Raw genomic sequence first — 13229 nt, forward strand, 5'->3', positions numbered from 1 at the left:
TGACTCCGTAGTAAAGTTGTGGTTTGCTGAGTCGAACCGCGAAGTTATTATGACCGTACCGACGATTCCGGGTAATGGTCTTCGGGAGGGTCGAACGAAGCGCACTGACACGGCGAACCAGTGTGTTCCTCGCCACGTTGTTACTCGCGGCGCTGTATCTGTTCGTCTGGGACCTCGGATCGTATCCGTTGCAGTCGTGGGATGAGGGGATTTACGCGGTTATCGCGCTCCGAGCGGCGGACGGCGGGCATTGGCTGATTCCCTCAGGTCTCTGGGGTGGTTCAGTCGGACCATTCCTACTGAAACCACCGCTCGCGTTCTGGATAGAAGGGGCCTCAATCAGTGTTCTCGGGCCAAGTGAATTCGCGGTTCGGTTGCCGTCAACGCTGGCCACCGTGGGTACCGGTATTGTGGTGTACTCGTTCGGTCGACGGCTCCGTGATGACTGGGCGGGCTTACTTGCAGGTGTCGTGTTCTTCACGACGCCGTTCGTGTATGCCGGACAAAATGCTGGACGAACAGGTGGCGTAGACATGGAGATGCTGTTGTTCGGGACACTGTTCGTGTATTCGGTGTGGCGAACAGTGGCCGACGACGAACAACATTGGCTATGGGTCGCTGGAATTGCAGGAGGGCTTGCGGTGTTGACGAAGGGATTCGCAGCAGGGATATTCGTTCTAATCGTCCTTCCCATCGTCGCGTCCACACTACGTCGATTCCTCACACGTCACGGAGCCGGAATGGTTGCCGTAACTATCAGTATTACTCTCCCGTGGGCGGCTGCGATGTACGTGCATTTCGGCTCTCGGTTCATCCACGATATCTTCATCACGCAAGTTCTCGGACGAGCGTCCGGCAGCCTTTCGTCGAGCGGGTCGTGGGCGTTGTTCGGATTCATGCAGTACCCGTACGTCAAACTCCTCCCGATAGCGCTCGACCCATGGATCTACTACGTTCCGTTCGCCGTCCTCGTACTCGGATACACCGCGTACAGAACGAACCGATGGAAACAACTGCGAACACTCGGGTTTCTCACATGGTGGGTCTGCATAGTCTTCGTGTTCTTCGCCCTAACTGGGAACCACAGTTGGTACGTACTTCCGATGTTCCCCGCGACCGCTCTACTCGTCGCGCTCTTGTTCCGCGATACCGTTCGTAATCGACTCGCTCGGTACGGGATCTTCTGCGGCCTGGTCGTTTTTGGATTGTTTTCGTACAGGCTTCCCGGCATAGCGCTCGACACCCTTCCACTCCCATTCGCCGCAGAACAGCTTGATAACGCTGTTATCGGTGGGAACGTCCCTACCGGTGCTGTATTCATTGCCGTCGCTATCTCGCTCCCACTAGCGGCTATCGTAATTTCCGAAGTGGATATTGCTCTCTCAAATGTACTCTCGTACGACGTGCGTACCGTTCTGGGCGGCGTACTTGCACTCGTTCTTATTACTGGGTTGGCGGCTCCCTGTGCAGTTCTTTCTCCAACAGGTGGAAACGGGGACGCTGACTTGACCTGGAACGCCCAGCAGAAACAACTCGGAGAGCAGACCGCGACAGTCGTTTCCCACGACGCGGTGGTCGCGCTCTCCGACGACATCTCAGGTCCGCTGTTCCCATACACGTTCTACACCGGAGGGAACGCCGCCGTCGTCTCCAACCACGACTACTCGGGATACCCGGCTGCGATACTTCGTCCCAGCGAACTTGACACACTCAATCGAGAATACCGCGTCGTCGCCACCGCAACGAACAACGCATACGGTACTGTCGTGGTCATCACATTCGAATAACGCCCGGCCCTCCCAGAACACAATTCTTATTCGCTGAGTCCGAATACGCGGGAGTGTGACGGTTGGTTTGGTCCTCCCTGTGTACGAGCCGGACACGGAGACGCTCCGGTCGTACGTGGATGCCCTCCGCGACGTGCTGCAGCCGGCTGTCGTGCGTGTTGAATTGGACGCGCCCGGTGGCTCCAGCTTGGCCTTTCCCGACTACGACGCAGTAGAGGTCAATGTCGTGCGGGAGCGCCGGGGGAAGGGGCTCGCTATCACGCAGGGGTTTGACGCGCTTGACACGGACGTGCTGGCGTTCGCGGACGCGGACGGGAGTACGCCCGCGGAGTCGATAGCGGACGTAGTCGATGCGCTCGATTCCGCGGATGTGGCGGTCGGGTCGCGGCGCCATCCCGCGTCGACGATTCGAACGCATCAGAGCGTGGTGCGGCGGAAGCTCGGTGACGCGTTCGCGTGGGGGAGCCGACTCCTCCTTCCGGTCTCCCTGTCTGATTACCAGTGTGGGGCGAAGGCGCTCACGCGCGAGGCGTGGCGAGCAGTCCGCGAGTATCTCTACGAGCCGGGGTTCGCGTGGGATGTGGAGCTGGTGGCGGTCGCGGACGCGCGCGGCCTCAATATCGCGGAGGTGCCGGTCGAGTGGGAGGACGACCCGCGTTCGACCGTGAACACCCAGGAGACTGTCCAAGAACTCGCGCGGACGGTGTTCTCTCTTCGCCGGCGGTATCCGCGTATCGCTGATGGCACCGAACGACTCTCTCGAACGCGATTGGTGGAACGATGACGCTCGCGGAGGACGTCCAAGCATTGATTCGGGGCGTGCGCGCCGGCCAGTTCCTCTCCGTCGGCATCGTGGGCGCGCTGTTCGACACGCTCGTCCTGACCCTGGTGGTGGAGTTCGCGGGAATCGCGCCGTTCTGGGCGAAGTTCGTGAGCGCGGAAGCCGCCATCGTCCTGATGTTCGTGGTGAACGACCGCTGGACGTTCTCCGAAGAAGCGAGCGGCGGCCTCCTCCCCACACTGAAGCGGTTCGTGCGCTCGAACGTCGTGCGCGCCGGCGGCGTCGCCGTCGCGCTCACCGTCCTCTACATCCTGAACGGCTACTTCGGCGTCTGGTACGCGCTCGCGAACATCATCGGAATCGGCGTCGGATTCGTCGTGAACTACGTCGCGGAGAGCCTGTTCACGTGGCGCGTCCACGTCGAGTAGGACGCCTGCCGATAGGTTCTGAATCAGTCATCATCCCGCCACGACCCCCATACCTCCCGATATTTGCCGAGTTCGCGATATTCGTTCTTCCGCTCGAATACGTCGATGGCGTAGAGCGTCTCGTCCTCCGTGTCCCAATCAATCAGGACGCGATAGTCACCAACACGGAGCTTGTACCCTGGAGGATTCTTCAGCCGGTCAAGAAAGTGCTCCGGAAACTCGAGAATGTCGTCCAGTTTCTTGATGATTCGCTGTGCATCCTCACGCTCGAGTTCGTCCAGGGTCTCCTGAATGGTAACGGAGTATTCCAGGTTGTGCGCCACCGTTCAGTCCTCTCAGCCGTCAATTTCGAACTTCTTCTTCATCTCCTCATGGCTGGTAGTTCGACCAGCAGCGACATCCGCATACCCCTGTGAGACGCCCTCCTGCGCACCCGGAGTGAGAATCGGCTCCGTGGTATCGCGCAGCACCTCCCGGATAAACTCCGAGCGATTGGTGTAGTTCAACTCTTCCGCTAGTTCGTCAATCTCGTCTAGAAGGTGTTCCGGTACTTTCACATTTAGCTTCACCATCTCGCCCTTCCCGTCACCATCCTCGGGTGCGTCCGTACTCATACACTGTGGTACGGTGGTGGTATTGATAGAACTGTTGCTCAGCCCTCACGTGGTTGACATCCCCTCACACCTGAAGCCGTGGTCTTCCGCTCGCTACGGTCGCATCCGCCGCTCCTCGACTACCTGTCGGAGTACGGTCGATTCCTCGTCGCTGAGCACACCCGCGATATCGAGGAGCGAACGCTCCCCTGCGAGCCGGAGAACGACCTCCAAGAACGTCTCGTCGTCGCGCTTGTGCGCGGCGAGCCGCTCGTAAGCGTCCTCGGAGAGCCGAATACTCTTCGACATACGCATACAGTTGTATGCAGTCCAACAAAGAGGTTTCGCCGGTGCGCAGGGTCACGTCAAGCAGTCGTTCGTCGGGCGATGCGGTCAACGACCCCACCTATCTCGCTCACCCTGACGGATTCGCTCGTGGAGGGTGTCGCCAGAACTCGAAGAGTTCTGGCTGCTAACCAGAAGTCTGCGACTTCTGGTGATGGGGCTTGTCCATGAACTCGGCCTCAAACCCGTCCGGGTGGGCGGTAAATCCGCCACTCGGTGTCACCGTTCCAGACTTCAGGGCAAGCTGACTGTTGCCCATCCGCCGAGACGACTGTTGGCCCCGACGGACATACCGCATCCCGATGTTCTTCGCCGCGTTATAGTCCGCGTTCGCTTCCGACTCACACTTTTGACACCGGAACTCGGTGCGAGTCGGGCGATTCTCGTCCGCCGTGAACCCACACTCGGCGCACCGCTTCGACGTGTACGCCGACCCCACTTGCTTCACCGAGATGCCTTCCGCTTCGGCCTTGTACTTCACCTGCTCGTACAGCGTCCGGAACGCCCACCTATGCCCCCACGACGCACCCGTGCGGTCGCGGATGTTGGTTAAATCCTCGAACACGATTACATCACACTCGTACCGGAGTGCTTCGTTGACGATCACGTTCGACGCTCGGTGAAGTACGTCGCGGACGTATCGGAGTTCCCGGCTACTGGACTGTTCGAGCGTCCGGTGGGCGCTTCGAGTTCCAGTCCGTTGGAGGCCGGCGCGCACTTTCTCGAACTCACGAAGGTCGTGGGTCAACTTCCGCCCGCTGACGAAAGAGGCGGTACTGGTGACGGCGAGGTTTTCGATACCGAGGTCAACCCCGAGAACCGTTCCGTCCTCGGCGGTGTTTTGTTCGGTGTCGGTCTTGTGTCGGCGGAAGCCGATATGCAAGAAGTAGTCGCCGTCGCGGGCAGTGAGCGTACTTTCCGTAACGTTCCACTCGTCGGAGTCGAGGTACTGTCGTTGGTAGCCATCGTCGGCGTCGGGGAGCGCAAGCGGACACCGGACGCGACTCTCCGTCGTGGAGAGCGACACCGTATCGTCGTCGAACAGCGTCATCGTCCGGGTGTCGTATGTCACCGTGGGTGCGGTGAACGTCGGTTTGCTGACCTTCTTGCCGTTGGACCGGCGTTCGAGACACCCGGTGATGGCTTCTGCGGCTTGGTGAGTGGCGAGAATCGCGTGCTGACTCCCGAGGTCGGTTTCGTCCCGTACGGTGTCGTAGGCGAGGGGCTGGATGTCGCTTTTGGCGTTGCACGTGTCCCAAGCCATGTCCGTGGCGAGTTGGCACCCACGCTTCCACTCGGAGATTGTGTCTTCAAGGAAGTCGCGTTGCTCACCATCGACCGAGAGGCGGGTGATCGCCGTCCGACGCACGTAGTCATCCGCCACAGATTCAATGTAGACAGGCGATATTTATAAATTGGTGTTTGTAACCGATACAAACGCGCTCCTCCCCTCCCTACTCGCTCGCGTTCTCGCTCGTTGAGGAAAGAGACTCCGCGCTACCGCTTCATTGAAGCGGGCGGCCGCTGATTCCTCACGTATGCCGGAGACGTTCACGCACGATATCGACGTGCAGTTCCGCGACCTCGACACGCGCGTTCACGTGAACCACGTGGTGTACGCGTCGTATTTCGAGCACGCGAAGGAGCGGCTCTACGAGGAAGTGCTCGGGGTGTCGCTCGCGGAGTCGCCGACGGTGGTGCGGTCGTTGAACGTGGAGTACCGGGATTCGATTCCGCCGGACAGCACCGTCACAGCGGAACTCTCCCCGATTTCGGTGGGGAAGAGCAGTCTCACCATCGACTACGAACTCCGCGTCGACGGCGACGTGGTCGCGACCGGGCAGACCGTCTCCGTCTACTTGGACGAGGACGGGCGGCCGACAGCGATTCCGGACGCGTGGCGGGACGCCCTCGACGGGTACGCGTAGGGAACGGCAATCCTTTTCCACGCGCCACCGAGAGTACGGATAGATGTACGGGGACGTGTGCGTGCTCATCCCGACGCTGAACGAGGCCGAGACCATCGGGAGCGTCATCGACGGCCTGCGCGAGGAAGGCCTGGAGAACGTCCTCGTCGCGGACGGTCACTCGACGGACGAAACCCGCGAAATCGCGCGGGAGCACGGTGCGCGCGTCTTCGAGCAGTCCGGCTCCGGGAAGGGACAGGCGGTCCGAGAGGCGGTGCGGCGCATCGACGCGGCCTACGTGCTCATGCTGGACGGCGACGGCACGTACCGCACCGAGGACGCGCCGAACGTCCTGGGGCCCGTGGTTTCGGGGGACGCCGAGCACGTGGTCGGCGACCGGTTCGCGAACATGGAGTCCGGGGCGATGACGCGACTGAACCGCATCGGGAACACCCTCATCAATGGGGCGTTCGCGCGGATTCACGGCCACGACTACGAGGACATCCTCTCCGGCTACCGCGCGTTCACCCGGGACTCCTTCGAGAAGATGAGCCTCACCGCGGACGGGTTCGGTATCGAGACGGAGATGGCGGTCGAGTGCGCGCGCCACAACCAGACCGTCCGCGTCGTCGACATCACGTACAAGCCGCGGCCGGAGGACTCGGAGACGAACCTCAATCCGTTCACGGACGGCGCGCGCATCATCTACACGCTCTACCGGCTCGCGAAGACGAACAATCCCCTCTTCTACTTCGGGAGCGTCGGCGGCGGCGCGCTCCTCGTCAGCCTCCTCCTCGGAATATACGTCGCTTACGAGTGGTTCGCGAAAGGCGTCTCCCACAACGTCATGGCCGTCGCCGCCGGGGTCGCGTTGCTGTTCGGCGTGCAACTCATCATGTTCGGCGTGCTCTCCGACCTCTTCGTCACGCTCCACCGCGAGCAGTTACGGCGAATCGAACGAACCCAAGACCGCTCAGAAGAGTGATTTCACGGCCTGCGCCACCACGCGCGGGATGTTCTTCCTGGACGTGCGGTAGGCGTCGTCGAGCGCGCGCGTCGCGTCGGTGAGGACGCCCGGGCCGTGCCCCGAGAGGATGCGTTCGGGTTCGAGTCCGCGGAGCGCCTTCGGCGGGAACGCGCGCAACATCGGGTGGACGCCGATGCGCTCGTCGCCCGCCGTGAAGTACTCCGTGTCCCCGACGGCGTCCGCGACGACGAGCGTCTCGCCGTCGTACAGCGCGGCTTCCCGCCACCCCGGCACGTCCACCGCGTGCAACACCTCGAACCCGGTGTCTTCGAGCTCCCCCGAGAACGGCGTGCTCGGTCCGGAGAGTTCTGGCGTGACGAAACTCGGCACGTAGACGGGCGCGTCGTAGCGCTCCCCGAACGCGTCCGCGTCCCGCGCGTGCCGGTCGCTCAACACCACGACTCCCGCCACGTCGTCACCGAATTCCACGACGAGGTCGTCCACGTCGGGCGCGTCCACTGGGTCGATGATCCACGCCTCGCCGTCGATTTCGAGGACGTGGCTCGCGCGCAACATCCCCTCGCTGGGATGCGCGATCCAGCCGACGCCGCCGTCGAACCGGTCTATCTCGCGGTACTCGTCCGCCGGCCCGTCAGCGCGAATCACCATACGCGGCTTTCGTGCGCATACCGGATACGTCTTCGTGCTACGACATCGTGCCGCCGCGGGGATTTAGGTCGTTCCGCGCGATGCCCGGGGTATGAGCGACCACGAGTACGCGCGCGTCCACGTCCCCGACATCGAGAACACGCCGAATCCGACGCGGGAGAAGAAGGAGGTCGACGAGGCCGTCGGCGCGTCCGCGTTCGGGTTCAACGTCTACACCGCGGACCCGGGCGAGCGCCTCCCGTGGGGTTACCACCGCCACCCCGACCACGAGGAACTGTTCTACGTTCTCGCGGGGGAACTCCACGTCGAAACCGCGGACGGAACCGAGCGTTTAGCCGCCGAGGACGCCTTCTTCGTGCCGGAGAACGCGCCCGTCTCAGTCGAGGCGGTCGGCGACCGGCCGGCACGCGTTATCGCGGTCGGCGCGCCGAAGGACAGCGACCGCGCGATAATCGAGGAGGAGTGTCCCGCCTGTGGCGAGGTCACGGGGCGAACGCACGAGGTGGCGGGCGACGAGTACGTCCTGTACTGTGACGCGTGCGGCGCGGAAGTCACGCGCTTCGACTAATCGACTTTCTCCGTCGTCTCGAACGTCGACGGTTTGAACACGTATCCGACGAGCGCGCCGACCGCGTGCAGCGCGTACACGACCGGGGCCGCGGCGAACACGAGCACGTCCGAGCGCTCGGTGTCCTCGTAGTAGGAGAGCCCGACCGCGATCCACACGAACATGAACCCGACGAACGCCGCCGAGAGCACGCGGAACTCGGCACCGAACGCGATGTGGGTGGCGTAGTAGTACCCGAGGAAGGTCACGATGGGCGCGAACGGGCTTATCGCCCAGGACGCGTTCCGCACCGCGTACAACACCCAGTAGTGTGGCGGCAGTAGTCTGTCCTGGCCCTTCGTCCCGGCCTCCCAGCGACGCCGCTGGAAGATCATCGCGCGAATCGAGGGCGGCGCCTGATTCCGGAAGCGCGTGTCGACCACGTCGAAGGACGCCCCCCACTCGACGACCGCCTTCCAGACGAACACCGTGTCCTCCACGAGCGACGGGAACTCCCACGTCACAGCGTCCTCGACGGACTTCCGCACGGCGATACCGCCACCCCACGCGTACAGCGGAATCGCGAGTTTCGGGAACGCGCGCTGCTCGACCTGGAAGCCCATCCGGACGATTTCCGACCAGTACGCGAGCCGCGACCCCGTGTACGCGGGGTACTCGCGGAACTGCACGATGTCGCTGTCCGGGAGGCCGTCGAACCCCTGCATCCGGGTGTCCTCGTCGAGGTAGAGCACGAACTCGCGCTCGCAGGGGACGTGGCGGCGCGCCCACTCGAGCGCCCGGCCCTTCCGCGTCGCGATGGAGTCCACCTCGTCGGGCACGACGTGCACGCTCGCGCCCTCGATATCCATAGCGGACTCGGCGATAACGTGGATGTCCGTGAGTTCGTCCGGAACCGCGTTCACCGTCTCCTGCACCACGGACTCCGCGTCGACGGTGAGGACGCGCACCTGCACGTCGTCCGCGCCGTACGTGAGCGGCGGCGGCGAGTAGGAGTGCGCGAGCCACATCTCGTACGACCAGAACCCCGCCGATAGCGTGTACAACACCACCATCCCCCAGAGGACGATGGACGCGACAGACGGGAACCAGGCCGGAACTCCACCGAACACGTCCACTGACTCGGACCGCCCGTTGGTAAGTCTACGGGCCTACTCCAGCGCGGTCAGCGTGTCGACGTCCGGAATGTCCTCGCTCGCGTTCGTGATTTGCTGCATGCGCTGGGTGTGTTTGTCGACCGCGTACTCGACGAGGCCGAGCGGGTCGTCGGCGATTGCGCCGCCGCCTCCCGCGTCCGGGACGACGCTCTCCTGCACCAACGGAAGGAGTTCGTCGACGGTGTCCCGAATGAACGCGGGGTCGACGTCCCCGGCCATCACTGCGTCTTTGAGCTGATACATGCCGAACCCGACGTGCCGTCCCTCGTCGCCCCGGATGCGCGTCAGTCCGGCGACCAACCCCGGGAGTTCGGGGAGGTCGACCGCTAGGTCGTTGTTCCCGCCGTACGCGTTCGTCAGCCCGTAGTAGCCCGTCTGCGCGAGAATCCCCTCGATGGTGAGGTGGTAGTGGCAGTAGGCGCTGGCGCGCGTCTCGGGCGTGTCGTCGACGAGCAACTGGTCCATCGCGTCCGCCATCCGGTCGAACAGTTCGACGTACGCCTCGGAGAACCAGCGGTCGTCGGTCGGACTCGTCGGCGTCATGCCGCGTCGTTCCTCCTCGGGCGCGACGACCGTCCGCCAGTAGCGGTCGAAGAAGTCCGCGTGCTTCGCCTCCTCGTAGAGCTGTGTCGTCACGAACAGCTCGTCGCCGATGTCGTCGAGGACGACCGCGAGCGGTGCGAGGTCCTCCGTGACGGACTCCTCGCCCGCGCCGAACGCCGCGAGCGAGCCGCGGAGGTTCGTGAACATCTCGTCGTCTAGCTCGGCGACCGCGTCCGCGTCCGTGTCGAGCGCGATTTCGTGGGGGTCCCAGTGGTTCTCGACGGCGTGCCGGTAGTATCGGTACGTCTGCGCCGTCTGGTCGAGCATCCCGGGTTCGTCAGTCATGCTAGAACTGTCGACTAGAAAACGCTTAAAGCTATGCTGCCGGTGCGTTCGAGAGCTCGCCACCGCCGAGAGGCCGACGGCGAACCCTGGCGTTCACGCGGGGGCGGCTATTCTAGTCGGTCGGTGTCCACGTCCACGCCGGGCGGCGTCACCACGAGGAACGAACGGAAGTGCATCAGCGTCCCGCCCGCGTCTTTCACGGGACCCGCGAACCCCCCCGCGAGGTCGTCGAGGTCGCCGTCCACCGCGAGCACCAGCACGTTCCCCGCTTCGAGTTCCCCCAGCCACTCCTCGTCCCCGGTATCGCCGTCGAGCACGCCGAGGACGACGCGGCCCTCGAAGTCCGACTCGAGTTCGGGCGAGAGGTGTTCCTCCGCGCTCCGCAGGTCCAGTTCGAAGTCACTCATACCTCGGGCGACGAACCGCAGGGGCAAAAGTCGCCCCCTCCACTTATCCCCGGCCAGCCCAATCGTGTAGGTATGCCGAAGGTACACCTCAGCGAGGACACCATCGAACGCCTCGACCAGGTTCGCGACGAGGACGAGTCCTACGACGAGATCGTCGCGGAACTCATCAACATCTACGAGTCCGAGGAACTGACGCTCCACCACGGCGGCGACGGCGTCTAGACGGCGGCCTCCCGAACCTCGTCCCAGCGACCGTTCTCTTCGAGTTTTTCCTGGAGCGCGTCCGCGTACTCCTGCGCGAGCGCCGCGGCCGCCGATTCGCGTTCCTCGTCCGACGAGTCGTCGCTGCCGCCGAGGCCGAGCGCGCGCTTCACGCCGCCGAGAATCCCGCCGTCGTCGTCGCCGCGCTGCTGGCCGCCCGCCATCGCCGCCATCCCCGACTCGACGTTGTCGAGTTCGTCCATCACGTGCGTGAGGTTCGACGTGTCCACGACGAGTCTCGCGCGCTCCGGGTCGCCCGGGTGTTCGATGTCGAACTCCACCGCGGTCATCACGAGCCCCCACTGCTGTCGGGAGAACGACGACGCTTCCACGCGGTTCTGGAACTCGTCGTCCACCCGCATCCGCTCGCCGACGATTCGGTCCTGCCAGTCGCTCATACCCAGTGAGTGGACGGCCGGGGGCTTGAACGCCGGGGTTCCGAGCGAGGTTCGAGCACCCGAGTTTTTCCGGGTCGCGAGCGAGACGCCGGTATGGTCACCGTCGCCGCCTGCCAGTTCGCCATCGCCGATTTGGACCCGATCGCGAACCTTGACGCGATAGCCGACCGCCTCCACGGCCTCCCCGACGACACTGAGGTCGCCGTCTTCCCCGAGTACGCGCTCACGGGATTCGTCGCCGACGACCGAATCAAACCCATTTCTCTCGACCGGGACGGCGACCGACTCGCGCGTCTCGAATCGCTCGCCCGCGAACACGACACCACGGTTCTCGCGGGGTTCGTGGAGGACGCCGACGACTACCACAATACCACCGTGTACGTCACGCCGGACGGCGACCGGACGTACTACCGGAAACGCCACCTCTGGGCGGACGAAGCCGACGTGCTCGCGCCCGGCGACGAGCGCGTCGTCGTGGAGTCACCGCTCGGCCGCACCGGACTCGTGACGTGCTACGACCTGAACTTCGTCGCGGAGAGCGCGGCGTTCACCGAGGACCGCGTTGACGCGCTGTTCGTCGTCGGCGCGTGGCCCGCGCCCTACGCGCAGAACTGGAACCTCCTCCTGCGGGCGCGAGCGCTCGACGGCGTGCGTTGGGTCGTCGGCGCGGGCCGTACCGGCCGCCGCGACCTCCCGAACGCCCGCGTCACCGACTACGCCGGCCAGTCCAGCGTGATTCGCCCCGACGGAAGCGTGCAGGCCGCGCTCAACCGCCGCGAGGAAGACCTCGTCGCCGACATCGACCCCGACGAACTCGCCGAGCACCGCGAGTTCATCCCCGTCGTCTGACGGCCACACGGTTTTTTCGGGCCGCGCGCACAGACACCAACCATGTCCGACGACATCGACGTCGAAGTGGAGGTAGAGGTCGAAGTCGACTCCGAAGAACTCGAATTCGAGGGCGAATCCACGGAGTACGAGGCCGAACTCGAAGCCGACGGCATCGAAATCGACGTCGAAGCCGAGGTCGAAATCGAGGACGGCGAAGACGCGGACACCGACGCGGACGAGTCAGAGACAGACGAGGACGAGAGCGAACCGGGAGAAGAACCGGACGAGAGCGACGTGACGGAGGACGCCGTGGAGCGCCACCTCGAGCGCGAGGGAGACGGCGACCACGACGAGATGGACATGGCCTGAGGCGGATTAGAGCCCGCAGCCGGAGACGGTGGTGCAGTCGACGCCCGCGTCTTCGAGGGCGTCGATGTACTCGTTCAGGCCGATCGCGTCGCTGGCGATGTGACCGGTGATGACAAGGTTCTTGCCGTCGAACTCCTCGCGGAGTTCGGCGGCGTCGCTCGCGGAGACGTGGATGTAGATGACGGTGTCGACGCCGTTCTCGAAGTAGGCGCGCGCCACGTCGGCGCCGCCGTTCGTGCCGGCGGCGTGGTGGACGGCGACCTCGCCGAGTTCGTTGTCGTCGCTCCCGACCCGGGTCTCGATGTCCGTTCGAGCCTCTCGAATCTCCTCGAACTCGGCGTTGAACGCGTCCTTGAGGTCGGCGACGGTGTCGGATTCGTCGAGCGTGTCGACCACGTCCACGAACGCGCGCCGGCCCAGCTCGTCGGGCGCAAGGTGGACGTTCATGTATGGCTGGTCGAGGTACTCCGCGATGCTGGGGTTGTGGCGGTAGTTCGCGGCGTGCGCGCCGTACTCCGCGCCCTCCCGGATGCCGTCGGCGGCCTCTTCGGCCTCGTCCTCGGGGACGCCGTGCGCGGTCATAAACTCGACTTGCTTGTCGAGCACGTCCGTGAAGTCGAGGCGCGCGTCGTCGCCCGCGGGATGATGGGCGAGCGCGAGGTCGAAGCCCTCCCGGTTCGCGAGCTGTATTTCGGGGCTTTCGAGGTCGATGCCGACGAGCGCGGTCTCGATGTCGTCGCCGGGAACGTAGGTGGTGCTGTCGCCGGGTACGTCGTCCCAGTCGACGAGGTCGAGACTGAGTTGCATGATTTCCTCGGTACTGAGTCCCATGGTCGTGCGTGGGGTGAGGGACACGTGTAAGGTGGGAAACCGGCA

At 64.1% G+C, this 13229-nt stretch carries 19 protein-coding genes; 9 read left to right on the forward strand and 10 right to left on the reverse strand.

Features of this window, described 5'->3' with window-relative positions; all coding sequences use genetic code 11:
- Positions 1-74: 74 nt before the first annotated feature.
- The 3 genes from ACOZ4O_RS03025 to ACOZ4O_RS03035 are packed head-to-tail and all read left to right on the forward strand — an operon-like array spanning position 75 to position 2996.
- Positions 75-1787: an ArnT family glycosyltransferase gene (locus tag ACOZ4O_RS03025; RefSeq protein ID WP_424523838.1), complete on the forward strand. Its 1713-nt coding sequence runs from the start codon at positions 75-77 to the stop codon at positions 1785-1787.
- Between the two features lie 55 nt (positions 1788-1842).
- Complete coding sequence (locus ACOZ4O_RS03030; protein ID WP_424523839.1) at positions 1843-2571, forward strand: glycosyltransferase; 729 nt, start codon at positions 1843-1845, stop codon at positions 2569-2571.
- Positions 2568-2996 (forward strand): GtrA family protein, encoded by a 429-nt coding sequence (locus ACOZ4O_RS03035; RefSeq protein WP_424523840.1) that lies wholly within the window; start codon positions 2568-2570, stop codon positions 2994-2996. The genes ACOZ4O_RS03030 and ACOZ4O_RS03035 overlap by 4 nt, the downstream gene beginning before the upstream one ends.
- Positions 2997-3019: 23 nt before the next feature.
- Here ACOZ4O_RS03035 and ACOZ4O_RS03040 read toward each other — a convergent pair whose 3' ends face one another.
- The 4 genes from ACOZ4O_RS03040 to ACOZ4O_RS03055 all read right to left on the reverse strand — a co-directional run bounded on the left by ACOZ4O_RS03040 (position 3020) and on the right by ACOZ4O_RS03055 (position 5318).
- Positions 3020-3319 carry a type II toxin-antitoxin system RelE family toxin gene (locus ACOZ4O_RS03040; protein ID WP_424523841.1) on the reverse strand — a complete coding sequence of 100 codons (300 nt, stop codon included), beginning with the start codon at positions 3317-3319 and terminating at the stop codon, positions 3020-3022.
- Positions 3320-3331: 12 nt separating this feature from the next.
- Positions 3332-3610 (reverse strand): ribbon-helix-helix domain-containing protein, encoded by a 279-nt coding sequence (locus tag ACOZ4O_RS03045; protein WP_424523842.1) that lies wholly within the window; start codon positions 3608-3610, stop codon positions 3332-3334.
- Between the two features lie 93 nt (positions 3611-3703).
- Positions 3704-3898: an antitoxin VapB family protein gene (locus ACOZ4O_RS03050; protein WP_424523843.1), complete on the reverse strand. Its 195-nt coding sequence runs from the start codon at positions 3896-3898 to the stop codon at positions 3704-3706.
- 163 nt (positions 3899-4061) lie between these two features.
- Entirely contained in the window at positions 4062-5318 is a 1257-nt protein-coding gene (locus ACOZ4O_RS03055) for an RNA-guided endonuclease InsQ/TnpB family protein (RefSeq protein ID WP_424523844.1), read from the reverse strand.
- Positions 5319-5472: 154 nt separating this feature from the next.
- On the opposite strand from ACOZ4O_RS03055, the gene ACOZ4O_RS03060 reads away from it, so the two are divergent.
- Entirely contained in the window at positions 5473-5862 is a 390-nt protein-coding gene (locus tag ACOZ4O_RS03060; RefSeq protein WP_424523845.1) for an acyl-CoA thioesterase, read from the forward strand.
- A 43-nt stretch (positions 5863-5905) separates the two neighbouring features.
- A complete protein-coding gene (aglJ, locus tag ACOZ4O_RS03065) occupies positions 5906-6826 on the forward strand; it encodes an S-layer glycoprotein N-glycosyltransferase AglJ (RefSeq protein ID WP_424523846.1) in 921 nt (306 codons plus the stop codon).
- Here the strand turns inward: aglJ and ACOZ4O_RS03070 are convergent.
- Positions 6815-7477 (reverse strand): hypothetical protein, encoded by a 663-nt coding sequence (locus ACOZ4O_RS03070; protein ID WP_424523847.1) that lies wholly within the window; start codon positions 7475-7477, stop codon positions 6815-6817. The genes aglJ and ACOZ4O_RS03070 overlap by 12 nt on opposite strands.
- A gap of 91 nt (positions 7478-7568) precedes the next feature.
- Between ACOZ4O_RS03070 and ACOZ4O_RS03075 the strand changes: the two genes are divergently transcribed.
- A complete protein-coding gene (locus tag ACOZ4O_RS03075; RefSeq protein WP_424523848.1) occupies positions 7569-8045 on the forward strand; it encodes a cupin domain-containing protein in 477 nt (158 codons plus the stop codon).
- Here the strand turns inward: ACOZ4O_RS03075 and ACOZ4O_RS03080 are convergent.
- From ACOZ4O_RS03080 to ACOZ4O_RS03090, 3 genes are all read right to left on the reverse strand, one after another.
- Positions 8042-9154 carry a glycosyltransferase family 2 protein gene (locus ACOZ4O_RS03080; protein ID WP_424523849.1) on the reverse strand — a complete coding sequence of 371 codons (1113 nt, stop codon included), beginning with the start codon at positions 9152-9154 and terminating at the stop codon, positions 8042-8044. The two genes, ACOZ4O_RS03075 and ACOZ4O_RS03080, sit on opposite strands and share 4 nt — an antisense overlap.
- Positions 9155-9193: 39 nt before the next feature.
- Positions 9194-10087 carry a ribonucleoside-diphosphate reductase gene (locus ACOZ4O_RS03085; RefSeq protein WP_424523850.1) on the reverse strand — a complete coding sequence of 298 codons (894 nt, stop codon included), beginning with the start codon at positions 10085-10087 and terminating at the stop codon, positions 9194-9196.
- Between the two features lie 107 nt (positions 10088-10194).
- Positions 10195-10494, reverse strand: coding sequence for a DUF5779 family protein (locus tag ACOZ4O_RS03090; protein WP_424523851.1), 300 nt, complete (start codon positions 10492-10494; stop codon positions 10195-10197).
- 72 nt (positions 10495-10566) lie between these two features.
- Between ACOZ4O_RS03090 and ACOZ4O_RS03095 the strand changes: the two genes are divergently transcribed.
- The gene (locus tag ACOZ4O_RS03095; RefSeq protein ID WP_424523852.1) at positions 10567-10716 is read left to right on the forward strand and encodes a DUF7557 family protein; all 150 of its coding nucleotides are present in this window, start codon (positions 10567-10569) and stop codon (positions 10714-10716) included.
- Here the strand turns inward: ACOZ4O_RS03095 and ACOZ4O_RS03100 are convergent.
- Complete coding sequence (locus ACOZ4O_RS03100; protein WP_424523853.1) at positions 10713-11153, reverse strand: DUF5799 family protein; 441 nt, start codon at positions 11151-11153, stop codon at positions 10713-10715. The two genes, ACOZ4O_RS03095 and ACOZ4O_RS03100, sit on opposite strands and share 4 nt — an antisense overlap.
- A gap of 93 nt (positions 11154-11246) precedes the next feature.
- On the opposite strand from ACOZ4O_RS03100, the gene ACOZ4O_RS03105 reads away from it, so the two are divergent.
- Positions 11247-12002 (forward strand): carbon-nitrogen hydrolase family protein, encoded by a 756-nt coding sequence (locus tag ACOZ4O_RS03105; protein WP_424523854.1) that lies wholly within the window; start codon positions 11247-11249, stop codon positions 12000-12002.
- Between the two features lie 42 nt (positions 12003-12044).
- The gene (locus ACOZ4O_RS03110; protein ID WP_424523855.1) at positions 12045-12353 is read left to right on the forward strand and encodes a hypothetical protein; all 309 of its coding nucleotides are present in this window, start codon (positions 12045-12047) and stop codon (positions 12351-12353) included.
- Positions 12354-12359: 6 nt separating this feature from the next.
- Here the strand turns inward: ACOZ4O_RS03110 and ACOZ4O_RS03115 are convergent, their stop codons facing one another.
- The gene (locus ACOZ4O_RS03115; RefSeq protein WP_424523856.1) at positions 12360-13184 is read right to left on the reverse strand and encodes a hypothetical protein; all 825 of its coding nucleotides are present in this window, start codon (positions 13182-13184) and stop codon (positions 12360-12362) included.
- Between the last annotated feature and the right edge of the window lie 45 nt (positions 13185-13229).

It is taken from the genome of Salarchaeum japonicum (assembly GCF_049705945.1).
Taxonomy (GTDB): Archaea; Halobacteriota; Halobacteria; order Halobacteriales; family Halobacteriaceae; genus Salarchaeum; species Salarchaeum japonicum_A.